Annotated in this window: 30 protein-coding genes and 1 riboswitch; of the genes, 16 read left to right on the top strand and 14 right to left on the bottom strand. The window is 63.1% G+C overall.

Annotated features, from left to right (window positions below; genetic code table 11):
• Window positions 1-15: 15 nt before the first annotated feature.
• The 5 genes from RHEC894_RS27910 to RHEC894_RS27885 form a co-directional block, all read right to left on the bottom strand.
• A complete protein-coding gene (locus RHEC894_RS27910) occupies window positions 16-1,212 on the bottom strand; it encodes an aminotransferase class V-fold PLP-dependent enzyme (RefSeq protein WP_085739954.1) in 1,197 nt (398 codons plus the stop codon).
• Between the two features lie 71 nt (window positions 1,213-1,283).
• On the bottom strand, window positions 1,284-1,796 hold the full coding sequence (locus RHEC894_RS27905; protein ID WP_085739953.1) for a RidA family protein: 513 nt from the start codon (window positions 1,794-1,796) through the stop codon (window positions 1,284-1,286).
• A 48-nt stretch (window positions 1,797-1,844) separates the two neighbouring features.
• Entirely contained in the window at window positions 1,845-2,714 is an 870-nt protein-coding gene (locus tag RHEC894_RS27900; RefSeq protein ID WP_085739952.1) for an ABC transporter permease, read from the bottom strand.
• Complete coding sequence (locus tag RHEC894_RS27895; RefSeq protein WP_085739951.1) at window positions 2,714-3,655, bottom strand: ABC transporter permease; 942 nt, start codon at window positions 3,653-3,655, stop codon at window positions 2,714-2,716. The genes RHEC894_RS27900 and RHEC894_RS27895 overlap by 1 nt, the downstream gene beginning before the upstream one ends.
• A 237-nt stretch (window positions 3,656-3,892) precedes the next feature.
• Window positions 3,893-5,419, bottom strand: coding sequence for an ABC transporter substrate-binding protein (locus RHEC894_RS27885; protein ID WP_085739949.1), 1,527 nt, complete (start codon window positions 5,417-5,419; stop codon window positions 3,893-3,895).
• 228 nt (window positions 5,420-5,647) lie between these two features.
• On the opposite strand from RHEC894_RS27885, the gene RHEC894_RS27880 reads away from it, so the two are divergent.
• From RHEC894_RS27880 to RHEC894_RS27830, 11 genes are all read left to right on the top strand, one after another.
• Window positions 5,648-6,232: a DUF1349 domain-containing protein gene (locus RHEC894_RS27880; RefSeq protein ID WP_085739948.1), complete on the top strand. Its 585-nt coding sequence runs from the start codon at window positions 5,648-5,650 to the stop codon at window positions 6,230-6,232.
• A gap of 128 nt (window positions 6,233-6,360) precedes the next feature.
• Window positions 6,361-6,457, top strand: a riboswitch (TPP riboswitch).
• Window positions 6,458-6,508: 51 nt separating this feature from the next.
• Window positions 6,509-7,312, top strand: a complete 804-nt coding sequence (gene thiM / locus RHEC894_RS27875; protein ID WP_085739947.1) for a hydroxyethylthiazole kinase — start codon at window positions 6,509-6,511, stop codon at window positions 7,310-7,312.
• Window positions 7,309-7,944 (top strand): thiamine phosphate synthase, encoded by a 636-nt coding sequence (gene thiE / locus RHEC894_RS27870; RefSeq protein WP_085739946.1) that lies wholly within the window; start codon window positions 7,309-7,311, stop codon window positions 7,942-7,944. The genes thiM and thiE overlap by 4 nt, the downstream gene beginning before the upstream one ends.
• Window positions 7,941-8,750 (top strand): bifunctional hydroxymethylpyrimidine kinase/phosphomethylpyrimidine kinase, encoded by an 810-nt coding sequence (gene thiD / locus RHEC894_RS27865; protein ID WP_085739945.1) that lies wholly within the window; start codon window positions 7,941-7,943, stop codon window positions 8,748-8,750. Before thiE ends, thiD begins: the two co-directional genes overlap by 4 nt.
• 216 nt (window positions 8,751-8,966) lie before the next feature.
• Window positions 8,967-9,446, top strand: a complete 480-nt coding sequence (locus tag RHEC894_RS27860; protein WP_085739944.1) for a GNAT family N-acetyltransferase — start codon at window positions 8,967-8,969, stop codon at window positions 9,444-9,446.
• 24 nt (window positions 9,447-9,470) lie between these two features.
• Entirely contained in the window at window positions 9,471-10,493 is a 1,023-nt protein-coding gene (locus tag RHEC894_RS27855) for a glycoside hydrolase family 3 N-terminal domain-containing protein (protein ID WP_085739943.1), read from the top strand.
• 43 nt (window positions 10,494-10,536) lie between these two features.
• Window positions 10,537-12,183: an ABC transporter substrate-binding protein gene (locus tag RHEC894_RS27850; RefSeq protein ID WP_085739942.1), complete on the top strand. Its 1,647-nt coding sequence runs from the start codon at window positions 10,537-10,539 to the stop codon at window positions 12,181-12,183.
• A gap of 109 nt (window positions 12,184-12,292) precedes the next feature.
• Window positions 12,293-13,270 (top strand): ABC transporter permease, encoded by a 978-nt coding sequence (locus RHEC894_RS27845; RefSeq protein WP_085739941.1) that lies wholly within the window; start codon window positions 12,293-12,295, stop codon window positions 13,268-13,270.
• Window position 13,271: 1 nt separating this feature from the next.
• On the top strand, window positions 13,272-14,150 hold the full coding sequence (locus RHEC894_RS27840) for an ABC transporter permease (protein ID WP_085739940.1): 879 nt from the start codon (window positions 13,272-13,274) through the stop codon (window positions 14,148-14,150).
• Window positions 14,147-14,950: an ABC transporter ATP-binding protein gene (locus RHEC894_RS27835; protein WP_085739939.1), complete on the top strand. Its 804-nt coding sequence runs from the start codon at window positions 14,147-14,149 to the stop codon at window positions 14,948-14,950. The genes RHEC894_RS27840 and RHEC894_RS27835 overlap by 4 nt, the downstream gene beginning before the upstream one ends.
• Entirely contained in the window at window positions 14,947-15,846 is a 900-nt protein-coding gene (locus RHEC894_RS27830) for an ATP-binding cassette domain-containing protein (protein WP_085739938.1), read from the top strand. The genes RHEC894_RS27835 and RHEC894_RS27830 overlap by 4 nt, the downstream gene beginning before the upstream one ends.
• A 19-nt stretch (window positions 15,847-15,865) precedes the next feature.
• Here RHEC894_RS27830 and RHEC894_RS27825 read toward each other — a convergent pair whose 3' ends face one another.
• Complete coding sequence (locus tag RHEC894_RS27825; protein ID WP_085739937.1) at window positions 15,866-16,303, bottom strand: VOC family protein; 438 nt, start codon at window positions 16,301-16,303, stop codon at window positions 15,866-15,868.
• 209 nt (window positions 16,304-16,512) lie between these two features.
• Here RHEC894_RS27825 and RHEC894_RS27820 point away from each other — a divergent pair, with 209 nt between their 5' ends.
• On the top strand, window positions 16,513-17,193 hold the full coding sequence (locus RHEC894_RS27820) for a hypothetical protein (protein WP_085739936.1): 681 nt from the start codon (window positions 16,513-16,515) through the stop codon (window positions 17,191-17,193).
• Between the two features lie 37 nt (window positions 17,194-17,230).
• On the opposite strand, the gene RHEC894_RS27815 is transcribed toward RHEC894_RS27820, so the two are convergent.
• The 3 genes from RHEC894_RS27815 to RHEC894_RS27805 form a co-directional block, all read right to left on the bottom strand.
• The gene (locus RHEC894_RS27815; protein ID WP_085739935.1) at window positions 17,231-18,025 is read right to left on the bottom strand and encodes an aldolase/citrate lyase family protein; all 795 of its coding nucleotides are present in this window, start codon (window positions 18,023-18,025) and stop codon (window positions 17,231-17,233) included.
• Between the two features lie 37 nt (window positions 18,026-18,062).
• Window positions 18,063-18,263, bottom strand: coding sequence for a hypothetical protein (locus tag RHEC894_RS27810; protein ID WP_085739934.1), 201 nt, complete (start codon window positions 18,261-18,263; stop codon window positions 18,063-18,065).
• Window positions 18,264-18,353: 90 nt separating this feature from the next.
• Window positions 18,354-19,259: a LysR family transcriptional regulator gene (locus RHEC894_RS27805; protein WP_085739933.1), complete on the bottom strand. Its 906-nt coding sequence runs from the start codon at window positions 19,257-19,259 to the stop codon at window positions 18,354-18,356.
• Window positions 19,260-19,353: 94 nt separating this feature from the next.
• On the opposite strand from RHEC894_RS27805, the gene betC reads away from it, so the two are divergent.
• On the top strand, window positions 19,354-20,868 hold the full coding sequence (gene betC, locus RHEC894_RS27800; protein WP_085739932.1) for a choline-sulfatase: 1,515 nt from the start codon (window positions 19,354-19,356) through the stop codon (window positions 20,866-20,868).
• An 18-nt stretch (window positions 20,869-20,886) separates the two neighbouring features.
• Here betC and RHEC894_RS27795 read toward each other — a convergent pair whose 3' ends face one another.
• Window positions 20,887-21,747 (bottom strand): TIM barrel protein, encoded by an 861-nt coding sequence (locus RHEC894_RS27795; protein WP_085739931.1) that lies wholly within the window; start codon window positions 21,745-21,747, stop codon window positions 20,887-20,889.
• 65 nt (window positions 21,748-21,812) lie between these two features.
• Window positions 21,813-23,183, bottom strand: a complete 1,371-nt coding sequence (locus RHEC894_RS27790) for an amidase (protein ID WP_085739930.1) — start codon at window positions 23,181-23,183, stop codon at window positions 21,813-21,815.
• Window positions 23,184-23,461: 278 nt separating this feature from the next.
• Here RHEC894_RS27790 and RHEC894_RS27785 point away from each other — a divergent pair, with 278 nt between their 5' ends.
• Entirely contained in the window at window positions 23,462-23,740 is a 279-nt protein-coding gene (locus RHEC894_RS27785; protein ID WP_206427949.1) for a hypothetical protein, read from the top strand.
• 108 nt (window positions 23,741-23,848) lie between these two features.
• The gene (locus RHEC894_RS27780; protein ID WP_085739928.1) at window positions 23,849-24,286 is read left to right on the top strand and encodes a DUF1810 domain-containing protein; all 438 of its coding nucleotides are present in this window, start codon (window positions 23,849-23,851) and stop codon (window positions 24,284-24,286) included.
• Here the strand turns inward: RHEC894_RS27780 and RHEC894_RS27775 are convergent.
• Together RHEC894_RS27775 and RHEC894_RS27770 are read right to left on the bottom strand one after the other, a co-directional pair.
• Complete coding sequence (locus RHEC894_RS27775; protein ID WP_085739927.1) at window positions 24,283-24,471, bottom strand: hypothetical protein; 189 nt, start codon at window positions 24,469-24,471, stop codon at window positions 24,283-24,285. The two genes, RHEC894_RS27780 and RHEC894_RS27775, sit on opposite strands and share 4 nt — an antisense overlap.
• A 71-nt stretch (window positions 24,472-24,542) precedes the next feature.
• Window positions 24,543-25,163 carry a TetR/AcrR family transcriptional regulator gene (locus RHEC894_RS27770; RefSeq protein WP_085739926.1) on the bottom strand — a complete coding sequence of 207 codons (621 nt, stop codon included), beginning with the start codon at window positions 25,161-25,163 and terminating at the stop codon, window positions 24,543-24,545.
• A gap of 128 nt (window positions 25,164-25,291) precedes the next feature.
• Between RHEC894_RS27770 and RHEC894_RS27765 the strand changes: the two genes are divergently transcribed.
• A complete protein-coding gene (locus tag RHEC894_RS27765; protein WP_085739925.1) occupies window positions 25,292-25,507 on the top strand; it encodes a hypothetical protein in 216 nt (71 codons plus the stop codon).
• A gap of 56 nt (window positions 25,508-25,563) precedes the next feature.
• Here RHEC894_RS27765 and RHEC894_RS27760 read toward each other — a convergent pair whose 3' ends face one another.
• A complete protein-coding gene (locus RHEC894_RS27760) occupies window positions 25,564-26,094 on the bottom strand; it encodes a winged helix DNA-binding protein (RefSeq protein WP_085739924.1) in 531 nt (176 codons plus the stop codon).
• Window positions 26,095-26,129: the final 35 nt, after the last annotated feature.

Below are 26,129 nucleotides of genomic sequence, written 5' to 3'. Positions count from 1 at the left end.
GGTTCCTCCTCCGGCTCAATCCGGCCAGCGCAGCAGCCCGTCGAAACGGTGCCGGCTGCGGTTTTCGATCGGCGTGGCGATGATCTCGTTGGAGGCGAGGGCCTTGTCGAGTTCCTCAGCCAAGCGGTTGGCGACGATGACCTCCTGGCCCGGATGCAGGTTGCACGGGTCGAGATAGAAATAGCGGTGCTCCACCTCGTGATCGCGCACGATGATCGGCGGGCTGCCCTTCGCCAGTGCATCGGCCAGATCCCAGGCGGTAATATGCGCCTCTTCGGCATCGACGATCAGGCGCAGCCGGTCGAGCGGATTGTTGGTCGGGTCGGGCTCGACCAGCGCGGTGACGCCGGGACGGCCGTCGAGTGTCTTCTTCCAAAGGTTGAGATAGCCGGTTTCGCGTTCGCGAATGCCGGCATGGTCGCGCCTTTCCCAGGCTTCGAGTGCTGCCATGACACCGAAGATGCTTTCCTTGCCGACCTTCATGCCGCGGCCGATGCCCATATTCTGCAGGAAGGCATGGCGCACAAGTTCCTTGCGGCCGGCGACGATGCCGGACGTCGGGCCGCCGAGGAATTTGTGGCCGGAATAAAGCGCGATATCGGCCCCCTGCTCCAGGAAAATCCTGAGATCATATTCCGAGGCGGCATCGACGATCACCGGCACGCCCCTGGCATGAGCGATCTCGACGAATTCCTTCAGGTTCAGCAGGCCGTAGTCGACGACATGGTGGGAGACGACATAGACGGCGGCGGCGGTCTTTTCGGTGATCGCCTTTTCCATGTGGAAGCGGTGCGTCGAGGTCGCTTGTCCCACAAGCACGACCTTGCCGCCGGCAAGCCGGATCGCCTGATCGACCGGTGCGCCGTAGCTCACCACATGGCCCATCTGCACCAGCACCTCGTTCTTCTCGGGCACGGCATCCGGCAGCTTCTCGATTGCCAGCAGATTGTCGCCTGACATGGCGCCGGCGACCGCCAGCGAAATGCCGGCCGAGCAGGAAGCGGTGACGAAGCCCGCCTCACCGCCGGTCAGCCGGGCGATGACCGCGCTTGCCTTGCGCTGCAGGTCGTTGATCTCGACGAAATGCGGCAGGATCGATGCCATCGCCTCGATCGCCTCCGGCACGACGATCGAGGCGCCGAGGCTGGTCATCGTGCCCGAGACGTTGATGACGGGGCGAAGGCCGAGCGATGATCGCATATCAGTGGACATGAAGTTCTCCAGAATTCCGGGGTCGGGGAGCGGCGCATGGGGGAACGCTCCTCCAAATATGAAAACTTTCGTCAGCCGTGCAAGGCGACGATGGCCTCAATCTCGACGGTGATGTTGCCGGGCAACGAACCGAAGCCGACCGCCGAGCGGGCATGTTCGCCGGCCGGCCCGAAGACTTCGATGAAGAGATCCGAGCAGCCGTTGATGACGCTCGGATGATCCTCGAAATCGGGCACGGCATTGACCATGCCGAGCAGCTTGACCACCCGCCTGACGCGGGAGAGATCGCCCAGCGCCTCGTGCATCACGGCAAGCAGATTGATGCCGGTCAGCCGGGCGTGGCCATAGGCCGCCTCGACACCGACGCCGCCGCCGACCTTGCCGGCATGCAGCAAACCGTCGGCCTCGCGCGGCCCCTGGCCGGAGAGATAGAGCATGTTGCCCTCCAGCACATGCGTCACGAAATTGGCGATCGGCGGCGGTGGCGGCGGCAGCGTTATGCCGAGGGCGGCAAGCCGTTCGTAAGGCGAGCTCTCGACCTTGCCGGCGGCGGTGGGAAACTGGTTCACGCAAACTCCTGTCATGCAATTTTCGATTTGGCGAATTTGGGAACCGACCGAGAGGTCGGCGGATTAAAGATCCTTGCGAAGTCTTGGATCGAGCATGTCCCTGAGGCCGTCGCCGACCATCTGCAGCGACAGCACCGAGAGAATGATGGCAACACCCGGAAACAGCGTCATCCAGTCGGCCTGACCGATATATTGGCGGCCGGCGGCGATCATCGTTCCCCAGGTCGGGATCTCCGGGCTGACGCCGAGGCCGAGGAAGGAGAGGCCGGCTTCGGCAAGCATGGCGCTGGCGAAGAGGAAAGTCGCCTGCACAAGGATCGGCGACAGCAGGTTGCGCAGCACATGCCGCGTCATGATGTGGAAGGTCGAAATCCCAAGCGCCCTCGCCGCCTCGACATAGGGCAGCTCGCGAATGACGAGCGTCGAGGCACGGACGATGCGGGCAAGGCGGGGCGCATAAACGATCGACAGCGCGATGATGACTGTTGTCAGCGACGGACCAAGGGCAGCGACCAGCGCGATCGCCAGCAGGATATCCGGGAAAGCCATCATCGCATCGATCAGCCGGGCGATCGGCGTATCGAGCTTCTGGAAAAAGCCGGCGAGCAGGCCGAGCGTCACGCCGATCGCCGCCGACAGGGCGACGACGGCGGCGCCGACCAGCAGCGACAGCCGACCGGCAAAGATGGTGCGGGAGAAAACGTCGCGACCGAACTCGTCCGTGCCGAAGAAGAAAATCTCACTCGGCGGCTTCAGCCGGTTGACGATCGAAAGCTTGGACGGCGAATAGGGCGCGACAACGGGCGCGAAGACCGCCAGCAGCACGAAGATCGTCAGGATCAGCAGGCCGAAGGCCACCGTCTTGCGCTTCAGCAGGCGGCGGACGAATTTGCTGCCTTCGCTCTCGGCTGATTTGATTGCGATATCGGCCATCAGTAGCGCACCCTCGGATCGACCAGCAGATAGAGCATGTCGATCGCAAAATTGATCAGCACATAGAGGGCGGCGATGACGAGCAGAGCCCCCTGGATGACGGGATAGTCGCGGCGCAGAACCGCGGAGACGACGAGATTGCCGACACCCGGCAGGCCAAAGACGGTCTCGGTGACGACGGCCCCTGAAATCAGCACCGCCGCCGTCAAGCCGAGCACCGTCAGGATCGGGATCAGCGCATTCTTCAGCGCGTGTTTGAGGATGACCCGGCGCTCGACCAGCCCCTTGGCGCGCGCCGTGCGGATATAATCGTCGCCGAGCACGTCGAGCATCGAGGCGCGGGTAAAGCGCAGGATCAGTGCCGAAGAGACGATGCCGAGCGCGAATGCCGGCAGCGTCAGGTGATACATGCGCTCGAGAAAACTCGAGCCGGGACCGCCATAACCGGAGACGGGGAAGAGGTTCAGGCGGACGGCAAAGAACTGCATCAGGATGAGACCGAGCCAGAAGCTGGGAATGCTGGCGGCAAACATGGCGAGCGTCGTCGCCGCCTGATCGACCAGGGAGCCGCGCCGATAGGCGGCATAGATGCCGATCGGCAGCGCGATGATGCTGGCGATGGCAAGCGAAAACAGCGTCAGGAAGAAGGTCGGCTCGGCGCGATCGATGAGCGCCGACGTCACGGGCATGTTGAGGAAAATCGACTGGCCGAGATCGCCCTTCAGCAGCTGGCCGATATAATAGACATATTGCAGGCCGAGCGACCGATCGAGGCCAAGCCGGGATCTCAGATCAGCAATATCCTGCGGCGTCGCATCCGGCCCGAGCATGACGGCGGCCGGATCTCCCGGCGTCACGCGCACGATGACGAAGACGATCGTGACGACGAGAAACATCACGACGATCATGCCGAACAGGCGCTGGAGGATGTAGCGGATCATCCAAACTGCTCCCACCGCTGGTGCTTGGAGCACCCTAGCGGATGCCGCCTCTCTCCCTCATTCCTGTGCTCGTCACAGGAATCCAGCGCGCCCAAGTCCTTGGGCGCAGAAGACTCTCCGACTGGACAAGGGTCAATCACAGCGCAGAAGCGCCGTGGCTGGATTCCTGTGACGTCCCTCGGGTCAAGCCCGAGGACAGGAATGAGGGAGCAAGTACTAGGCACCGAAATCACTCCATCACTTCTTGATCGAAGCGTTCCAGAAATACGGCCACGGGGCCGGATCGACGCCGTCGAGCTTGACCGACTTCGCCGAGACAGCGTTGAAATCGCCGATCTTCATGAAGGGCGCGTCGGTATAGATAGCCTTCTGGACATCGGCCCAGAGCGCCACCCGCTTCTTCGGGTCGACCTCGGAGGTGAAGGCATCGACGGCGGCCTTGCGGGCCGGCGTGTCCCACCAGCCGGGCGAACTGGTCGAGAGCGATCCGATCAACGCCGGTTCCGGCAGGAAGGGGCTGTGGGTGATGTAGATATCCCAGAGCTTCGGATCGGTGCGGCGCTGCGTCAGCGTCGCCCAGTCCACCACCTGCATATCGACGGTGAAACCGGCAAGCTTCAGATATTCGGCGGCGACCTGCGCCATCTTGTAGTGGAATTCGTACTGGCGGCTGGTCAGGATGCGGATCGGCTCGCCGTTATAACCGGCCTTCTTGGCGGCAGCTGCCGCCCCTTCCGGATCGGCGACATTATAGGCGCCCTCGACGCCGGCATCCGTCGACCAGGCAAAGGTCTTCGGGTAGACGGCGCCGTCGAGCGCATAAAAATCCTTGCTGCCGAAGGCCGCGGCCAGCATGTCTTCCATGCTGAGCGCCTGGCGGATCGCCTTGCGGACCTCGACATTCCCAGCGACACCTTCCTTCGTGTTGAAGACGAAAACAGGATAACCGAAGGGCTTGAGCATGACCGGCTGCGAGGCGGTGGAGGCCTTCAGCTTGTCGTAGGATTCGACCGGGATCGAATCGACATAATCATACTGGCCGGAGATGGCGGCCTCGACGCGAGTGTTCGGGTCCGGCACCGGCACGAAGCGGATTTCATCGAGATATTGATGGCGGGCGCCGCCATAACCATTGCTGTCGCCTTCGCGGGACTTGTAGCCATCGAAGCGGACGAGCTGGATATACTGGTCGGCCTTGCGCTCCTTCAGCATATAGGGACCGGTGCCGATGAATTCCTTCATCGGCTCGTCCTGCTTTTCCGAGGGGATGATGATCGCGGCCGAATTGTTGAAAGCAAGCAGCGAAGTCAGCGGCGCATAGGGCTGCTTCAGCGTGATGGTGACGGTGGAGGCATCGCCAGCAGTGATCTTGTCGATGAAGCCGGCCACCTGCTTGCCACGCGAGGCGATCTTCATCCAGCGGTTCAGCGAGGCGACGACATCATCCGAGGTCATGTCGCTATTGTCGTGGAACTTGATGCCGGTCCTGAGCCTGATCGTATAGGTTTTGCCGTCGGCGCTGATCTCGGGCAGGCTTTCGGCCAGAAGCGGCGTGACGTTCCAGCTCTTGTCGAACGTGTAGAGCGTTTCGAAAATATGCTGGGTGACGATGCCGACGAGATCGGCCGTCGAAGACATCGGATCGAGCGTCGGCGGTTCACCGATCGTCGCGACATTGATAACGCCGCCCTTTTCCTGGGCAAGTAGGGTGGAAGGCAAAGCGACGAGCGCAGTGCCGAGCAGGAATGCGACCAGTGTTTTCATGTGACGGCTCCCGTTTAGTTCCATTATTATGCAATTCATCTTTTTGTAACAGAATAAGAACTGGATCGATCCTGTCAAGCGCGGGCGATGGAATATGCAGCCGCGGATAGCGCGACGTCGAAAAAACACCATCGTCGGCTGCGGCTGGCTGCGCTGCGCGAAAGCGGTGTGATATGCCAACGTCAGGCGATTGCTTGCGGTGAGGCTTCAACGGAACGAGAGAACGGGATGAGCATCGATTTCAACAAAGGAAAATGGCTGAACGAGCCGGCCAGTTGGCGCGCAGACGAAACCGGCCTCACCCTGACGACCGACGAGAAAACCGATTTCTGGCGCGAAACCCATTACGGCTTCACCCGCGACAACGGCCATTTCCTCGCTTTTCCCACGACCGAGAGCTTCACCGCCCAAATCCGCGTCCAGGGCGAATTCCGCACCCTCTACGACCAAGCCGGCCTGATGGTGCGCCTCGACGAGAAACGCTGGGTAAAGACCGGCGTCGAATTCACCGACGGCGAAGCCTTCCTCAGCACCGTCGTCACCGACGGCAGATCCGACTGGTCGGTGTCCCAGCCCTTCAAGGACCTCGAAGATTTCCACATCCGCGTCACCGTCGCAAACGGCGCAATGCGCATCCAGGCCTCCCGCGACGGCCGCCGCTGGCCGCTGTTGCGGTTAGCGCCGTTTCCGGCCGCAGACCGCTATGAGGTCGGGCCGACGGCCTGCACGCCGGAGCGCAGTGGTTTGACGGTGCGGTTTTCGGAATTTTCGATCGGGGCGGCGATTACGACGGATCTTCATGATTTGAGTTAGCCGGATAGGATGCGATCGGGATTGCATTCCTGAGCAGCAAGTTCACGCCTAAAGCGCAGCCGCAAGGAGAGTACCGGACCCTCATTTTCGATGATGACATCCGCCCCGTTCTCTGCGAAAAAGAGCCCGATGAGAGACAGGGGCGCCCGTCGACAGACGGGCTGAGAAGCACCCTTCGAACCTGAACCGGATAATGCCGGCGGAGGGAGTCGCTCGGGGTCGCGGCTTAGCCCGCACGAATTGCCCCGTGCCCGCCCCCCGCCTGAAAGGGGCCACATGCAGACCAGGACCACACCAGGAGCCATGCTGAAGGCGATGCGCGAAAAGCCGCCGCTCGTTCAGTGCATCACCAATTATGTCGCCATGAACATCGCCGCCAATGTTCTCTTGGCCGCGGGCGCCTCGCCGGCCATGGTGCATGCGGCTGAGGAAGCCGGTGAGTTCGCCGGCATCGCGAGCGCGCTGACCGTCAATATCGGCACGCTGTCGACGCAATGGATCGACGGCATGCAGGCGGCGGCGAAGGCGGCGACCTCGGCCGGCAAACCCTGGGTGCTCGATCCGGTCGCCCATTATGCCACGGCCTTTCGCCGCGACGCGGTCGCCGGTCTGCTGGCGCTCAAGCCCACGATCATCCGCGGCAACGCTTCCGAGATCATCGCGCTTGCCGGCGGCGAGAGCCGCGGCCAGGGCGTCGATAGCCGCGATCCGGTCGAGCAGGCCGAGGGTTCGGCGCGATGGCTGGCCGAGCGGCAGCAGGCGATCGTCGCCGTCACCGGTGCCGTCGATTTCGTCACCGACGGCGAGCGGGCAGTGCGCATAACAGGCGGATCGACCTTGATGCCGCAGGTCACTGCCCTCGGCTGCTCGCTCACCTGCCTCGTCGGCGCCTTTGCCGCCGCGGTGCCCGAGGATCTGTTCGGGGCGACGGTCGCCGCCCTCGCAACCTTCGCCATCGCCGGCGAGGAGGCAGCGCTCGGTGCGGCCGGTCCCGGCTCCTTCGCATGGCGCTTCCTCGACGCGTTGAACGCGCTCGATGCCGAAACGCTCGATGCCCGGGCAAGGATATCGGCGGCATGAAGAGTTTCGACCTTTCGCTCTATCTCGTCCTCGATCCCGATCTCTGCGCCGGGATCGGCATGGTCGAGACGGCGCGGCTTGCCGTTGCGGGCGGCGCGACGATGGTGCAACTGCGCGACAAACATGCCGGCACGGCCGGAATGATCGAGACCGGACGAGCCTTGAAACAGGTGCTTGTTGGCACCGGCGCCCGCCTCATCGTCAACGACGACGTCGAGGCGGCCATCGCCATCGGCGCCGACGGTCTGCATATCGGCCAGGAGGACATGGATGCGGTGAGCGCGCGGGCGATGATCGGTCCCGGGATGATCCTCGGCCTGTCGGTCGAAACCGCAGCGCTTGCCGCTGCCGTCGATCCCGATGTCGTCGACTATACCGGCGTCGGCCCGGTGTTTGCGACCCCGACCAAGGCCAACCACAAGCAGCCGATCGGCTTTGACGGTCTTGCCATTCTGGTGGCGGCTTCGCCGGTGCCCTCGGTTGCTATCGGCGGACTCAAGGCGGAGCATGTGGCCGACGTCTTTGCCGCAGGCGCGAGCGGGCTTGCCGTCGTCTCCGCCATCTCCGGCACGCCTGACCCGGAAGCGGCGACGCGCCGCATCGCCGCAGAAATCCGAAAGGCCCGCGCATGATCCGCAACGTCCTCTCCATCGCCGGCTCCGATCCCTCAGGCGGCGCCGGCATCCAGGCCGATCTCAAGGCCTTTTCCGCCCGCGGCGTCTACGGCATGGCGGTGCTGACCGCGCTGACGGCGCAGAACACGCAAGGGGTCACTGGCGTGCATCTGGTGCCGCCTGCATTCGTTGCCGATCAGATCAACGCCGTCTTTGCCGATGTGCGTGTCGATGCCGTCAAGATCGGCATGATCGCCAATGCGGGCATCGCCGAGGCCGTTGCTGGAGCGCTCGCCGATCAGCGCAGCATCCCCATCGTCATCGATCCGGTGATGATCGCCAAGGGCGGTGCCGCCCTGCTGGCGCCCGAAGCCGTCGATGTGCTTACCCGCCGGCTGCTGCCGCTCGCCACGCTGCTGACCCCGAACCTGCCTGAGGCCGCCGCCCTGCTGCACCAGCCGGTCGCGACAAACCGCGCCGAGATGGCGGCGCAGGCCGAGCAGCTGCGCGCACTCGGCCCGGCCGCCGTGCTGGTCAAGGGCGGTCATCTCGACAGCGAGGAAAGCCCTGACGTGCTTGCCGCGGCCGATGGCCTGCACTGGTTCGAAGCCCGACGCGTGCCGACCAAGAACACCCACGGCACCGGCTGCACGCTGTCGAGCGCGCTGGCGGCCGAGCTTGCCAAGGGCGCCTCGGCTGAAGAGGCGGTCGCCATCGCCAAGGATTATCTCGCCGGCGCGGTTGCGGCTGCCGGCAGCCTCACCGTCGGCTCCGGCCACGGCCCGGTGCAGCATTTTCATGCGCTTTGGAAAGCGGCGGGATAAGCGCTTCGCGTCGACGCACGCCTTCAATCAAAACGGCTCGGGCTTCCCGGGCCGTTTTTGCATTTTGGACCCACCCGCATTGGAACCCGGCCGTCGCGAGGGCCGGCTCTGCGGCTCATTTCAGAATCCCTGTTGACAAGCCCGGTCGCATGGCCAAATCTATGCCATTAAAAGGGGATATATTCCGCAATAAAGGAATATCGGGAGGAGGACGGGGTGCCAGACCTGCTTGTGAGTCTATACTCGACAGAGCTCGCCGACCTGCAACGGAAAGCCGATCATGTCGGCACCTCCATTCGCCCGGCCCTCCCCCCGGAACTGCATCTCGTCGTCAACTGGGTTCGCGAACGGTTCAGCGAGAATTGGGCAAGCGAGGTCTCGGTCGCCTTCTCCCGCCAGCCCGTCGCCTGCCTGATCGCCATCGAAGACCGTGAGCTGCTCGGCTTTGCCTGCTACGACACGACGGCGCGCGGCTTCTTCGGCCCGACCGGAGTCGATCCTGAAGCCCGCGGCAAGGGTATCGGGCTCGCGCTGTTTTCCGCCTGCCTTCAGAGCATGAAGACGCTTGGCCATGCCTATGCCTTTATCGGCGATGCCGGCCCGGTCGATTTCTACGCCAAGACCGCAGGCGCAATCACCATCCCCGCCCCCGACAAGGGCATCTACGAAGGCATGCTGAGAAGCATGCCGACATGACCATCTGATCCCGGAGCACCAAAATTGTCCTCGACCCCGCTCGCCCTTTTCGTCGGCCTTCCCAATCCCGTGATTTCGGATGATGAATTCGCCCTCTTCCGTGAGACCAATCCGCTCGGCCTCTTCGTCGGCCGGCGCAATCAGCGCGAGCCGGAGCAGACGAAACGGCTGATCGAGCGCTTTCGCGAAGCCGTCGGCCGCGACGACGCCCCCGTCTTCACCGACCAGGAGGGCGGGCGCGTCCAGCACCTCGATGCCGGCCCCTGGCCGCTCTTCCGCAGCTTCGGGCAGTTCGCCGAACTGGCGCGCCGCGATTTCGAGCTCGGCAAAAGAGCATTGCGCCTTTCCTCCCAGGCCATGGGCGCGATGATGACGGAACTCGGCCTTTCGAGCGGCTGCTCGCCCGTTCTCGACCTCGTCTTCGAGACGACGAGCGCGGTCATCGGCGCCCGCTCCTTCGGCTCCGATCCCGATGTCATCGCCGCCCTCGGCCGCGAGGTGGTCGACGGCCTGCTTGAGACCGGCAACATGCCCGTGATGAAGCATATTCCCGGCCATGGCCGCGCCACGCTCGATTCCCACAAGGAGCGCCCGGTGGTCGATGCCAGCCGCGAAACGCTCACCGCCACCGATTTAAAGCCCTTCGTCGCCCTGAGGGATACGCCCTGGGCCATGGTCGCCCACGTCGTCTATTCCGCCTACGATAGGGCGCTGCCGGCCTCCGTCTCTCCCGTCATGCACGACGTGATCCGTAACGATCTCGGCTATGACGGGGTGCTGATCTCCGACTGCATCTTCATGGAATCGCTCGCCGGAACGTTGCCGGAACGCGTCGAACAGGTGCTCGACGCCGGCTTCGACATCGTCCTCCACAGCCACGGCGACGTCAGGGAAAGCGAAGCCGCCGCCAGGGCCGCCCGGCCGCTGACGGAGGCGGCGCTGAAGCGCATTGCCGCCGGCCAGGCCCGCCTCGGCAATCTCAGGGTCGACGTCCGCGCCGCCCACCGCCAAGTCGAAGACATGTTTGCCAGCGCCTCGGCCTCCTGACCGGCGTGCATCTCTCACCGCATAAGAAAAAGGGGAATAGAACATGAAAAAATATCTTCTAGCAGCCGCTGCCCTGACACTGCTTTCGGGCTCCGCCATGGCGCAGACGGTCCTGACCGCGAATATCGAGCCGGCGACCACCTGGGTACGCAACTTCAACCCGTTCAACCAGACCTCGGCGCGCCAGTCGACGCTCGATTTCATCTATGAGCCGCTTGTTATTTTCAACCGTTTCGACAGCAACAAGCCGGTCTATCGCCTGGCCGAAAGCTTCAAGCTCTCCGACGACCTGAAGAGTATCGAATTCAAGCTGCGTCCGAACCTCAAATGGTCTGACGGCAAGCCGCTGACCTCTACCGACGTCAAGTTCACCTATGATTACCTGAAGAAATTCCCGGCGCTCGACTTCGTCAGCATCTGGACCTTCGTCACCGATGTGCAGGCCGTCGATGCCCAGACCGTGCGCTTCACGCTCGCCAATCCGAGCTCGCTTGCCGCCGAGCAGATCTCGCAGCTGCCGATCGTTCCCGAACATGTCTGGAAAGACATCGCCGATCCCGTCACCTTCGCCAACGAGACCCCGGTCGGCAGCGGCCCGCTGACCGAGGTGCCGCGTTTCACCGGCCAGACCTACGACCAGTGCCGCAACCCGAACTACTGGGACAATGCGCATCTGAAGGTCGATTGCATGCGCTTTCCGCAGCTTGCCGACAACAACCAGATCCTGACGGCAACCGCGGACGGCACACTCGACTGGGGTGTCTCCTTCATTCCCGATATCGACAATGTCTATGTCTCCAAGGATCCGGCGCATTTCCACTATTGGTATTCGCCAAGCAGCATGGTCGCCTTCCTGTTCAACCTGGAAACAGCAAACGAGAACAACAAGAAGGCCTTCAACGACCTGAAATTCCGCCGCGCCGTCGGCATGGCGCTCGACCGCAAGACGATGATCGACGTCGCCGGCTACGGCTATCCGACGCTGAACGAAGACCCCGGCCTGATGGGCGAGCTCTATAAGAGCTGGGCGGACCCTTCCATCAAAGCCGACTTCGGCAAGTTCGCGACCTATGACGCCGGCGCCGCGAAGGCGCTGCTCGACGAGGCCGGCTATAAGGACAAGGACGGCGACGGCTTCCGCGACAATCCCGACGGCAGCAAGATCGCCTTCTCGATCATCGTCCCGAACTCCTGGACGGACTGGGTCGACACCGTCAACATCGCCGTCGAAGGCATGCAGGCGGTCGGTATCGACGCCAAGATCGAAACGCCTGAAGAAGCGGTCTGGACCGGTAACCTGATCAACGGCAGCTTCGATGCGGCGATCAACAGCCTGCCGGCCTCGGCCTCACCCTATTATCCCTATAAGCGCGCCTTCAGCGCCTCGGACAAAGGCAAGACCCGCTTCACCGCGCAGCGCTGGTTCAACCCCGATGTCGAGAAGCTCGTCACCGAGTTCACCCAGACCGCCGATCTCGCCAAGCAGAAGGACGCGATGAACAAGGCGCAGCGCATCGTCGCCGAAAACATGCCCATGATCCCGGTGTTCAACAATCCGAACTGGTATCAGTACAACACCAAGCGTTTCACCGGCTGGTCGACCAAGGAAAATCCCTTCGTCAATCCGTCGATCTCGCGGACCAATCCGGCACGCCTCTTGAACCTGCTCGCGCTCGAGCCGGTCAAGTAAGCGTTATCTTCCCGGGAGCGGCGTCAGAGCCTGATGCCGAAAAGCGTCAGCGGTTTCGGATGAGATCATCCTCATCCGGAAGCGCCGCTCCCGTCACGACGGAGTTCCCATGGCTTTCCTGCTTCGCCGCCTCGTCTTCTACATGGCAGCCTTCATCGCGGCAGCGACGATCAATTTCTTCCTGCCGCGTCTGATGCCGGGCGATCCGGTGCAGATCATGTTTTCGAGCGCCGGCACCGAATTGCCGCCGGAAAGCCTGCAGGCGCTGAAGCTGACCTTCGGCTTCGTCGACGGCCCGCTCTGGCAGCAATATCTCACCTATCTCGGCAGCATCTTCACCGGCGATCTCGGCCGCTCGATCAAATATTTCCCGCTGCCGGTCACCTCGGTGCTCGGCCATGCCCTCGTCTGGACCGTCGCGCTGATGGGAACGGCGACGATCGTCAGCTTCGCGCTCGGCACCTTCCTCGGCATCCTCGCCGCCTGGCGTCGCGGCAGCCGGTTCGATGTGATCATCTCCGTCGGCGCGATCTTTGCCACCTCGGTGCCAGCAGTCGTCACGTCGCTGATCGTGCTCTTCATCTTCGGCTTCACGCTCGGCTGGTTTCCGAACGGCTATGCCGCCGACCCCGCGCTCGATCCGGCCTTCAGCCTGCACTATCTCGGCAGTGTCGCCTATCACGGCATCCTGCCGATGGTCACACTCTGCACCGTGCTGATCGGCGGCTTCACCGTCACCATGCGCAACAACATGATCAACCTGCTCGGCGAGGACTATATCGTCATGGCCCGCGCCAAGGGCCTGTCCGACCGACATGTGATGCTCTGGTATGCGGCGCGCAACGCCCTTCTGCCGACAGTCTCCAGCCTTGCCATCGCCATCGGCACCATCCTCGGCGGCTCGCTGGTGACGGAGGTCGTCTACAACTATCCCGGCCTCGGCAATATTCTTTACCAGGCGATCCTCGCCCGCGATTACCCGGTCATCCAGGGCCAGCTGCTGATCATGACCGCGACCATGCTGATCGCCAATTTCATCGTCGACGTCAGTTATATCCTGCTCGACCCGCGGCTGAAGGGAGCGTGAGATGAAAACTCTGCTGCGAAACCGCAAGGCACTCACCGGCCTCGTCATCATCGCTTTCATCATCATCGTCGCGATCGCCGCACCACTGCTGACGCAATACGACCCCGCCGCCCGCACCGGGCGGCCGCACCAGCCGCCGTCGCTCGACCATATTCTCGGCACCACCCGCATCGGCCAGGATGTCTTCGCCCGGCTGATCTACGGCGCCCGCACCTCGCTTGCCGTCGGTTTCGGCGCCGGCCTGCTGATTACCCTCGCCGGCACCGCGCTCGGCATCATCTCCGGCTATCGCGGCGGCAGGACCGACGAGGTCATCAGCTTCTTCACCAACATGGTGCTCGTCGTTCCCAATCTGCCGCTGCTCTTGGTGCTTGCCGCCTTCATCGGCCAGGCAAGCCCCGTAGTCATCGCGCTCATCCTCGGCGCCACCTCCTGGGCCTGGGGCGCCCGTGTCACCCGCGCCGAAACGCTCTCCGTCAAACACAAGGATTTCGTCAAATCCGCCGAGATGATGGGCGAGCCGCAATGGCGCATCATGACATTCGAGATCTTCCCCAACGTGATTTCAATCGTCGGCATCAATTTCATCGGCAGCGTCATCTTCGCGATCATCACCGAAGCGACGCTTGAGTTTCTCGGCCTCGGCGATCCCAAAGCGATCTCCTGGGGCACCATGCTTTACAATGCTCAGAAGGCCTCGGCCCTTTCGGTCGGCGCCTGGTGGGATATCCTCACCCCCTGCTTCGCGCTCGCCTTCCTCGGCATCGGCATGTCGCTCCTGAACTTCGCCGTCGACGAGATCGCCAATCCGCGACTGCGCACCGGCAATCATCTGAAGCGCTGGTCCCTGCTCGTTCGCTCAGGGGAGGGCCGCCTGTGACGCAGCCGCTGCTCTCGGTGAGAAATCTCACTATCGACTATATCGGCGAGGAAAAGGATTTCCGTGCCGTCGACGACGTCAGCTTCGATGTCGCCCCCGGCGAGGTCTTTGGCCTTGCCGGCGAATCCGGCTGCGGCAAGAGCACCATCGCCTTCGCCATCAGCCGCCTGCACAAGCCGCCGGCGCTGATCCGCAAGGAGAGCCGCATCCTGCTCGACGGCCTTGACGTGCTCGGCCTCGACCGGCAGGCGCTGAGCGCCTTCCGCTGGCGCGAGGTCGCCATGGTCTTTCAGAGCGCCATGAATTCGCTGAACCCGGTGCTGCGCATCGAGAGGCAATTTTATGACATGCTGCGCACCCACAAGGGCATGAGCCGCGCGCAAGCCCGTGAACGCACCGCCGAAATGCTGAGGCTCGTCGACATCGCGCCGGACCGCATGCGTGACTATCCGCACCAGTTTTCCGGCGGCATGCGCCAGCGCATCGTCATCGCCATCTGCATGGCGCTCGACCCGAAACTGGTCGTCATGGACGAGCCGACGACGGCGCTCGATGTCGTCGTCCAGCGCGAGATCCTGCAGCGCATCAACGAGCTGCGCCGCAGCTTCGGCTTCTCGGTGCTGTTCATCACCCATGATCTCGGGCTGATGGTGCAGTTCTGCGACCGCATCGGCATCATGCTCGCAGGCAGGCTCGTCGAGCAGAACACCGCCGAAGCGATCTACAAGACGCCGCAGCATGACTACACGAAAAAGCTCTGGGCCTCCTTCCCCTCGCTGCATGGAGGCGTGCTGTCATGAGCGAAACCATTCTTACCCTCGACAAGGTGACGAAGACCTTCGGCTACGGCACGTCCGCCGTGCATGCTGCCCGCGCCATCTCCTTCTCCCTGCAGGCCGGCCGGGCGCTGGCCCTCGTCGGTGAATCCGGCAGCGGCAAGACCACCTGCGCCCGCATGGCGATGCGCGAGTATCAGCCGACATCCGGGCAGATCCTCTACAAGGGCCTCCCCGTCGAAGACGCCAAGGCGGATGAGATCGCCCGCTATCGCCGATCGGTGCAGATGATCTTCCAGGATCCTTTCGCCTCGCTGAACCCTGCCCACACCATCGCCCACCACCTCCGGCGGCCGCTGAAGCTGCATCGCCCCGATATTAAGGGGGCTGATATTGAATCCACGGTGCGCGAACTGCTGCAGCGCGTCAGGCTCGATCCCGATCTCGTCGCGCCGAAATATCCGCATGAGCTCTCCGGCGGCCAGCGCCAGCGCGTCAACATCGCCCGCGCCCTTGCCGTCCGGCCGGAAGTGATCGTGGCGGACGAGCCGACCTCGATGCTCGACGTCTCGGTGCGCCTCGGCGTGCTGAACCTTCTGAACGAGATGAAGCAGGAGATGAATCTCGGCCTGCTCTACATTACCCATGATATCGCCACCGCCCGCTACGTCGCCGAGGACATCGCCGTGATGTATGCCGGCCAGATCGTCGAATGGGGCAGTACCGCCCGGGTAATCGACAATCCGCAGCATCCCTATACAAAGCTGCTGCTTTCCGCCGTGCCCGATCCTGACGTCCGCTTCGAGGATCCAAAGGCCCGTCTCCGGCCCGACGAGGTCGAGGATATCCGCCGCCGTTCGGCCGCGGCCCAGGACGACATCGTCGAAGTAGAGCCGGGTCATTTCATGCGGATGATCTGAGCATCCGTTTGATTGCGCCTCAGCTGAGTTCCTGGGCAAGCCCGAGGAGAAGCCCTTCTGGCCCTCTTATGTAGCAGAGCCGATAGGTGTCTCCATAATGGACGACCTCGCCTACGAGCTGCGCGCCGCGCGCGCGGAGCCTCTCAAGCGTCTCGTCGATGTCGTCGACGGTAAACATGACGCGGAGATAGCCGAGCGCGTTGACCGGAGCGTTGCGGTGATCTGCGATGACATCAGGCATGAGAAAGCGGGAGAGTTCGAGCCGGCTGTGGCCATCAGGTGTGCGCATCATGGCGATCTCGACACGCTGATCGCCCAGTCCGGTGATCCGTCCGGCCCATCCTCCCTCGATCATGGCCCGACCTTCGAGCGTAAGGCCGAGTTCGCCAAAGAAATCAATCGCCCGTCCAAGGTCTTCGACGACGATGCCGACATTGTCCATCCGCTTGAGCGCCATGTTTCCAATCTCCAAGGTGTCGTTGCAAAATACGAGGTGCCGCCTCGTCTAACAAAGGACGTTCGAGGAACCCCGACACCGACAGCCTCCAGCCCAAATTCGCTGCTGTTCAAACCACCGCCCGGTTTTCAAACGGTCTCCGCCTGCTTACTGGCCCCGCTCATCGCCCTATGCTAGGGGACGGTTCTTTCACGTGAGGCGAAACCGTCATGCTGCCCTGGATCCAGCTCGATTCCGCGACCATTCCCGGCGAAGGCGGCGAACTCAGGCTGAAGCAGCGCGGCAGCGAGTTCTCGATCATGCTCGGCGCCAACGAGCTGATGAACAGCCGCCTCAGCGGTTCGGAGGAAGCGCTGGCGACGCTGTCCTGGGAACGGATCAAGTCGCATCCGAAGCCGAAGGTGCTGATCGGCGGGCTCGGCATGGGTTTTACCCTGCGCGCCGCTCTCGCTATCCTTCCAGAGGATGCCGGCGTCACCGTCGCCGAACTGGTGCCGGCCGTCGTCACCTGGGCGCGCGGGCCGATGGCCGAGGTCTTCAAGGGCTGTCTCGACGATCCCCGCGTCGCCATCCATCAGGGGGATGTCGGCGAAGCGATCCGCGCCGGCAAGGGCGCCTATGATGCGATCCTGCTCGATGTCGACAATGGCCCGGACGGGCTGACCCGCAAATCCAACGACCGGCTCTATGATTTCGCCGGCCTGCGCGCCGCCCGCGACGCGCTTCGCCCCGGCGGCGTGCTCGCCGTCTGGTCATCCGGTCCGGACCCCGATTTCACCCGACGCCTTAGGGATAGCGGCTTTTCCGTCGATGCCGTCAACACCCGCGCCAACGGCAAACGCGGCGGCGCCCGCCATGTCATCTGGCTGGCGGTGAAGCCGGCCCGCTGATCACAGCTCCTTAACGAATGAGGTAGCGCCACCGCAATCAACTGCCCGAAGCGATCCTGCGGGCGGCGTTGATGGCGCGGCGGGCGCCGGAGCGCAGTTGTGTAGTCTCGGCGCCGGCGATGACCAGGTCGAAGCCGAATTTCAGGAGTTCACCGGCCCGCTCGCCATCGGCGGCAAAGGCGCAGGCGAACTTGCCGTGGGCGCGGCAGCGCTCGACGGCATGCTGCATGGCGCTGTCGATTTCGGCAGCGTTCGGCGCCACCTGATCGCCATTCGACAGCGCGATCGAAAGGTCGGAAGGGCCGATGAAAATGCCGTCGATGCCGGTCACGCCGAGAATGCCGTCGATCGCATCGAGCGCGGCGCGGGTCTCGATCATGGCGATGGCGACGGTGAGCGCGTTGGCGTTCTTCAAATAATCGTCGCCCGACAGGCCGGTATGGTTCAGCGCCAATGACGGCCCCCAGCTACGCTCGCCGACGGGCGGATATTTCGTCGTCCGGACCAGGGCTCTCGCATCGTCGGGCGAATTGATCATCGGCGCGATGATGCCGGAGGCGCCGGCATCGAGCAGGCGCGAGGCGGAGGCGAAATCGCCGACCGGGATGCGCGCCAGGGCCGGCTTGCCGGCAACACGCACCTGCGCGATGCCATTGGCCGCCGACGGCATGTCCCACATGCCGTGCTGCATATCCAGCACGACGGCGTCGAAGGCCTCCTGCGCCAGGTGGTTGACGAGCATGGCGTCGGGAATGCCGACCCAGGCGGAGATCATCCCACCCCGGCTGCCCCTGATCCGGTTCGCAAAGCCGTCGATGTCAGCTGCAGCCATGCCCTTCTCCTCAACTCGTAAGCCTCCCAGCGGCGGCTCACACTCTCCGGCGCAGCCGCGAGACGATGATCATGACGGCAATGCCGGCTGCGGCGAGAATAGCACCCCACAGGACCCAGATCGTTTGGGCGATCATGAAGCTCGAGGCCGGATAGGGAAAATAGCCGCTTCCCTGTCCGATCCAGATCAGCCCGAGGAGGGTCATAAGCAGTCCGATGATATATCCGATCGTTCGCATGCTTGCGTCACTTTCGCTATGGATTCGCTCCCACAATGTCGGTCGGCGTCGCCGATGACAAGGCTCCCGCGGAGGGAAATGCAGCCGTTGCTAACTGCTCCGCTTCACCTCGTCCAATAGCCAGGCACCGAGCCCTTCGCTATGAGCGCTTGGAGATCGCGGCGGCACCAGCCAGTATCCGCGCTCCTGCGCCTCGAGCGGCGGGCCGGCGTCGACCAGCATGCGAGCGGAGAGCAGCGTATCGACGAGCCCCATCCAGCCGATCGCCACGCCCTGCCCGCTCAGCGCCGCCTGAACGACCAGCGAATAGGTATTGAAGCTGATATCGCCGCGGCCGGCATTGATGTCGCGCAGGACGGAGAATTCGGTCAAATAGCTGCGCCAGTCGAACCAGGGCGATGGCATCGGCGTATCGAGATGGATCAGCACTGCCCTGGCAAGCTGCCTCGGATCGTCGAATGGGCCGTTGCGGTCGAGAAATCCCTGCGTGCAGACCGGCATGACCTTTTCCGGCAGCAGAAGCGTGCCGATGGCGCCGAATTCCGCCCGCGTGCCGAAAACGACCGCGACATCCGCCTCGTCGCGAAAGCCGGCTGAAAATCGCTGCGTCGCGACGATCTGGATGTCCGTTTCCGGGTGAAGAAGACGGAAACCGTCCATGCGCGGGATCAGCCAGAGCGATGAAAAGGCATAGTCGGTTCTCAACCTGACGACGGGTCTTTGGGCTTCGGCACGGAAACTGCGGGCGAGCGCATCGATGTCGCCGACCGCCTTGGCGGCGACGTCGAGAAGCCGCTCGCCTTCAGCCGTCAGCGTCACGCCGCGATGCTGGCGGCGCAGCAGGCTGACGCCGAACTGCTCCTCCAGCCGGCGGATCTGATAGCTGACGGCCGGCTGGGTAAGCCCGAGCAGCACTGCTGCCGACGAAAAGCTCCCGAGTCTTGCCACCTCGACGAAGACGCGCATCCAGCCAAGCTCAAGCGGGTGCTCTGGCATAAAAAATCCTTTGATGACCCATCGAAAAAAGCCAGCTTTACAGGCGCGATAATAGGCGCTTCAATAAAATCTGCAAATAGCATAGAGGAACGACATGACGCGCCCGAATATTCTCATCCTGATGGTCGATCAGTTGAACGGGACCCTCTTTCCCGATGGGCCTGCCGACTTCCTGCATGCGCCGCATCTGAAATCATTGGCGGAGCGTTCCGTGCGCTTCGCCAACACCTATACGGCAAGCCCGCTCTGCGCGCCGGCGCGGGCCTCCTTCATGTCCGGGCAATTGCCGAGCCGGACGCGCGTCTACGACAATGCCGCGGAATTTGCCTCCGACATTCCGACCTATGCGCATCATCTGCGCGCCAGCGGATATCAGACGGCGCTATCGGGCAAGATGCATTTCGTCGGCCCCGACCAGTTGCATGGTTTCGAGGAGCGGCTGACGACGGATATCTATCCGGCCGATTTCGGCTGGACGCCCGACTATACCAAACCCGGTGAGCGCATCGACTGGTGGTATCACAATTTGGGTTCAGTGACCGGCGCCGGCGTCGCCGAGATCACCAACCAGATGGAATATGACGACGAGGTCGCCTACCACGCCAGCCGCAAGCTGTTCGACCTCTCACGCGGCCATGACGGACGCCCCTGGTGCCTGACCGTCAGCTTCACCCATCCGCACGACCCCTATGTCGCACGCCGCAAATTCTGGGACCTCTATGAAGACTGCCCGGCGCTTGACCCGGCAGTGGCGCCGATCGCCTTCGAGCAGCAGGACCCGCATTCGCAGCGGCTGATGAAAGCCTGCGACCACGATGCTTTCGACATCAGCCCGGAAGAGATCCGGCGGGCAAGGCGGGGCTACTTCGCCAATATCTCCTATGTCGACGACAAGATCGGCGACATTCTCGGCGTGCTGGAACGCACCCGCATGGCCGACAACACCATCATCCTCTTCGTGTCCGACCATGGCGACATGCTCGGCGATCGTGGCCTCTGGTTCAAGATGAACTTCTTCGAGGGATCGGCGCGTGTTCCGCTGATGATCGCGGCACCCGGCTGGAAGCCGCAGCGCATCGATCAGCCCGTCTCCACGCTCGACGTGACGCCGACGCTGGCTGCCCTTGCCGGGATCGACATCGCCTCGTTGAAACCATGGACCGAGGGTGAGGATCTTTCAGCACTTGCCGCAGGCACGGGCAGCCGCAGCCCGGTGCCGATGGAATATGCCGCCGAGGGCTCCGAAGCGCCGCTCGTCTGCATCCGGGACGGGCGCTACAAGCTCTCGCTCTGCGAAAAGGATCCGCCGATGCTGTTCGACCTCGAAGCCGATCCACAGGAACTCGACAATCTGGCGGAAAAGCCGGCCCATGCCGACACCCTGGCACGGCTTGTCGAACAGGCCCGCCGGCGCTGGAACCTTGCCGATTTCGACGCAGCCGTGCGTGAAAGCCAGGCGCGCCGCTGGGTGGTCTATGCGGCGCTGCGCAACGGCGCCTATTATCCCTGGGACCATCAGCCGCTGCAGAAAGCCTCGGAGCGCTACATGCGCAACCACATGGATCTGAACGTGCTGGAGGAAAGCCAGAGATTCCCGCGCCAGGAATGAGCGGCAGAGGCTCGCGGTTTAAGCCGTCCGGCGTGCCGGCGCCTCGCGCAGGAAATCCTCGATGAAGGCCTTTTGCAGCAGGATACCGTCCCATTCGTCGGGGAAAAACGGCGAGTCGTAGATCAATGTGAAGGGACCGGCGTAACCGGCCCGCTCGCACATCTCCAGGCATTTGCGGTAATCGTCGGCATCAAGGCCGGCGACGCCGTAATCGGCCTTGGCATGGCAGATTTCCGCCCGGCGCATGATGTCGGCAAGGCCTTCGTATTTCGCCGGTGCGGCCCAGTTGCCGAGATCGCCGTTAAGGCCGATCTTGCCGTTCAGTCGGTCCAGCAGCCAGTTCATCTCGACGGGCGACGGCAAGAGGTCGAACCAGTTCTCGACGACGACACGCACGCCACTGCCTTCGGCTTGTTCGCCCAGCCAGCCGAGGTAACGGGCGGAGCGGCTGAGGTTTTCCTCGGTCGGTTTCTGCTTGCCGGCGATGACGCGCATCTTCTGCGCTCCGAGGGCCGCGGCGATATCGATCCATTCGGCCATCCATCTGACGTCGCGTTCGGCCGTTTCTGGATGGCTCGGATCGCCGTCCTCGACGAGCAGCGTCTGGAACAGCACGTCCGAGACCGTCATCGCGTCGCGCAATTCGCTTATATAGGCGGCCTCAAGGCTCGGCAGATGGAAGGAGCAGACCTCCAGCCGGTGGATGCCGCGGGCTGCGAGCGCCGCCGGCATGTCGATCAGCGCCGCAGCGCCCGGACCATAAGGTTCTTTCGGCGCGGCACTTTTATCAGGATCGGGGCTGTAGCCATGGACAGGGCCGAGCAGCCGATGCAGCGACCATGTCGAAACCGCGAAACGTCCGCTCTGCAAGATCTGCACGTGCCGTCCTCCAGGATCTCCTCATGCCATCAATGGCAACAAAAGCCCGGCGGTTCAATCGCCGATCAGGCGAAATCACCGCGAATGACCGGCTCGGCGGCAAGCGCGATCCCGAGCAGCGCCTCGTCGCGATTGGCTGTCGCCGATAAAAGCACACCGACCGGCATGCCTGACAGGCCGGTGCCGCAGGGAATGGAAACGCCGCACCAGTCGAGGAAATTGCCGAGCGCGGTGTTGCGCAGCGTCTTGTTGTTCGTCGCAAAAAACAGCTCGTCGTCCTGCTCCAGCGGTGCGATCGGCGGAGCGACATGAGCAACCGTTGGAAAGGCGATCAGCCGGTCGCCGACGAGATGCTCGACATCGGCGATCAGCCGGCTGCGCGCTTCGAGGATCGCCAGATAATCGGCCAAGGTCGTCTTGGCGCCGAGGCGGGTGCGCATGACGACGCGGTGGTCCATGCGGCCTGCTTCCGGTCCTGCCAAACGTTGGTAGTGAAGCGCGAAAGCCTCCGCCGTCACCAGCGGACCATATCGCGTCATCAGATCGAAAATCTCGTTAAAGGCTGGAATGACGGCGCGGGAAACGCGGGCGCCGGCTTGCTGAAGACGTTCCAAAGCGGCCTCGAACGCGGCGACGACACCGGGTTCGGCCGCGTCGAAGACGATATTTTCAGGCACCAGCAATTCCAGCCCCTGCAGGCGACGCTCGACGACGTCGGGCGCGGTGCGGCCGCGCATCGCCGCATCGATCCAGACCGCGTCGCGGACACTGCGGCAGAGCGGCCCCAGCGAATCCAGGCTCTTTGCCAGCGGATAGACGCCTTCCATCGCATGACGGCCGCGGGTTGCCTTGTAGCCGACAATGCCGTTGAAGGCGGCGGGAATACGCACCGAGCCGCCGGTATCGGTGCCCATCGCGACCGGCACCAGACCGGCTGCGACGGCGGCACCGGCGCCGGAGGACGAGCCGCCCGGAATGCGCGGCAGATCCGTGCCGCGCGGATTGACCGGCGTGCCGTAATGCGGATTGATGCCGAGGCCGGAAAAGGCGAATTCGCTCATATTGGTGCGGCCGACGGCGACCATGCCGGCCTGCCGGAGAAGATCGACGACGGCCGCATCGCGCTCGGCCGGCGCATCCCCGGCCAGCACGACGGAACCCGCCGTCGTCGCCAGGCCCTCGATGTCGAAAAGATCCTTCCAGGTGATCGGAATGCCGTCCAGCAATCCGAGCGAGCGCCCTTCCCGCAACCGTTTCGAGGAGGCACGCGCCTCCTCCATTGCCCGGCTTTCGGTCAGCACGGTGAAAACAGCCTTATCGGCGTAATTGGCGATGGATTCGAAGACCGCCTCGGCCACGTCGACCGGATCGACGGCGGCGCCTTGAATGAGGACGGAAAGCTGGGCGACCGACATCGCACCGAAGGATTTGCTCATGGGACGCGATCCAGACGAAAGATGATGCTCTCGCATTATCCCGGATCATTCCGGCGAGCCAGAGCTTCACGATATTTTGCATTTATTAGGACGATTTTTTGAACACTGAGTTTGCATATCGCCCCTTCAATTGCCGCGATTAAAGACACACATGCTGCACGCATGCGGGAGTCGGTTCGCCATGAGGGTTGAGAGTTTATTCTTGAGAGACCGGCATCGCATGCGTTGCAGGAGTAATTGAAATGACAGATTGTGAAACTTTGACCCGTCGCCACGATATGGTGACCCATCATGTGAAAGAGGATGAAACCGCCGGCTCGGGCGAACGCGACTATGCCGAACATGTCAGCGCCCAGAAACTTTCAGGCTTCGAGCGTGTTGTCGTGGTCGCAGCACTGGCTCTCTTGAGCTTTGTCGGTTTCGCCGCATATTCTTCCAATCAGACGGATCCGGTGACGACATCGGCCATTGCCGCCCCATCAGGCGACAACGGGCCGCACCATCCGCCTTACGGCCATTGCCGTGACAGCAGCCCTTACGCTGAAAGGGTCTGCTGAGGGCGAGCGCAGTTCTCCCGGGCGAACTGGTTCTGCCCGGGCAAAACGACCTCGCCGGGCATGAGACCTTGGCCCAGGCTGCACCGACAGCGGAAAGGGACAAGGACCATGGCCGGTGGTATCGACTACAATCTTCACCGCTTCGTCGACGCTCAGAACGGTGTCTATGAACGGGCGCTTTCCGAGCTGAAAGCCGGGCGCAAGACCTCCCACTGGATGTGGTTCATCTTCCCGCAGATATCAGGTCTCGGCACCTCGCCGATGGCAGAAAAATATGCCATCCGCTCGGCCGAGGAAGCCGCCGCCTATCTCGCCGATCCCATTCTCTCCAGCCGGCTGTTGCGCTGCGTCGAGGCGATCCTGTCGGTCGACGGCCGATCCGCGCATGAGATCCTGGGCTCGCCCGACGACCTCAAGCTGCGTTCATCGATGACCTTGTTTGCCGCGATCAGCGACCATAGCTCGCCCTTCCACCGGGCGATCGAGCGTTTCTATCAGGGGAAATTCGACGAACGGACGATGGAAATCCTCAGCGCCGGGGATTAGCGTCCCGGCCTGCTTTCCAGCGCGTCGATTTCGTCGGAAATTTCGCTCAGCCGCTGACGCAGATCGCTGTCGGTGCCGTCATCGACCTCTTCTTCGCCAAAACAATAGCGCGCATCGTGAAGCTCAAGCTTGGCTTCGAGCTCGGCGCGTTTGTCATACAGGCGCTTGAGATAGACGTAGTTCATCTCCCGGTCTCCACTTGTCCTCCGGTGATGGAAAAACGGCGTGGAAGCGGTAAGGTTCCCGAAAGACCGGTTTAGGCGAAAGAAGCGATCGCCGCGTTGCAGGCCTTGGCGAAATGACCGCAGCAGCTGGCAGCGCCCATGGCCTGGCGGCTGACGCGGGCGCCCTCGAGCAACAACGTCAGCGTATCGGCCAACAGCTCGGCTTCGCGCGCGCCGGCCGCCGAACAGAGCGCGGCCAGGCGATCACGCTGCTCGGCCTTGTGGCGCTCGATCATTTCATGGGCGGGATGGCCCTCACCCTTCAGCTCGATGGCGGCATTGGCGAGATCGCAGCCGGCGGGCTCGCCGTTCAGACATTGCGCCCGCATCTCCACCCAGGCGTAGAGCTGGGCGCGCGGATTGCCGGGATAGGCCGCTTCCAGGTCGCGCCAGATGGCGCCCGCCTTTTCGGAGGCGCGACGCAGCGTCTCGCAGACGAGTTCGTCCTTCGAGCCGAAATGCCGGTAGAGCGTCATCTTGTTGGTCAGGGCGGCGTCGGCAATGGCATCGACGCCGATGCCACGGATGCCGCGCTCGCGGAAAAGCTCCGATGCGGTCGAGACGATGCGCTCCCTCGGCGGGATGCGATCTTCTGGACCGGCGGAGATTTCATTCGAAGTTTCTGATTTTTTTGCGGACGTCGTCCTTGACATCGATGTGACCGATCGGTAACAAATGCATTGTTACTTACCGGTAACACCACGAAACGCGAAAGTCAATGTCGAGAACACGGCAGCGCACAGTGGAACACGGGCGACCGCCCACGAAAGGAGGACAAGCCATGAGAAAGACCAGAGACGACCTGACGATATCCGAAGCCCTTCGCGACCCCCTGATCGCCATGGTATTGCGCGCCGACGGCGTGAAGCTTGACGATTTCAAGCAACTCCTGGAGACGGCCGCCGGCAAACGCGAACCGCGCCCGACGCCGGTGGGCAAGATGATCGGAGCGCTCGCAAGCCGCGCCAATCTGCCGGCGATGCCCTGCTTCGGTTGACCAGACCGGCTGAACATTTCGGGGGATCTCTCCCTGCCCCCGGTCAAGGGCTGCCGTCATAAAGAGGCGGCGGCCCTTGCCGCTTGATCGTAGTGGCCGGAAAGCGCCCGGAGCGTTGCGGCCACCGCCGATGCTGCGGCAGCATCGAGCCCCAGCCCCTTGACCGATTCCACCAGCAGCGCTTCGCGCACCGCCCGGTATTTCAGGCAGATTTCCAAGCCCTTTTCGGTGGCGGCGATCAACTTCTCCTTGCCCGCCCGCGTGCTCGTCACCAAGCCGCGCTTTTCCAGCTTCTTGATCGCATAAATCACCAGATGCGCATCCTCGACACCGAGTACACTGCAGAGGTCGCCGAGCCGCTTCGGCCGCTGTCTGTGCGCCACCGAATGCAGCACCAGCACATCGATCGCCGCACATCCGGGCTCGCCCGCCGCCGTCATGCAGCGTACCATCCAGCGGTCGAAGGCATTGCCGGCGAGGATGAGGCCGAATTCCAGCTCGGAGAGAGCAGGAAGCGCACCATCGGCCAGATGGGCGGAAGAGACGATCGGCCCGATTTCCGTTTGTCTTCCGCGCCCATCTGCCATGTCCACCCTCCACGATGCGAGAGGAAAAACGTTGA

Origin of the sequence: Rhizobium sp. CIAT894 (assembly GCF_000172795.2) — a bacterium.
Classification (GTDB): domain Bacteria; phylum Pseudomonadota; class Alphaproteobacteria; order Rhizobiales; family Rhizobiaceae; genus Rhizobium.
The sequence above is the reverse complement of the archived record's forward strand: the minus strand, read 5'-3'. Positions and strand labels throughout refer to the sequence as shown.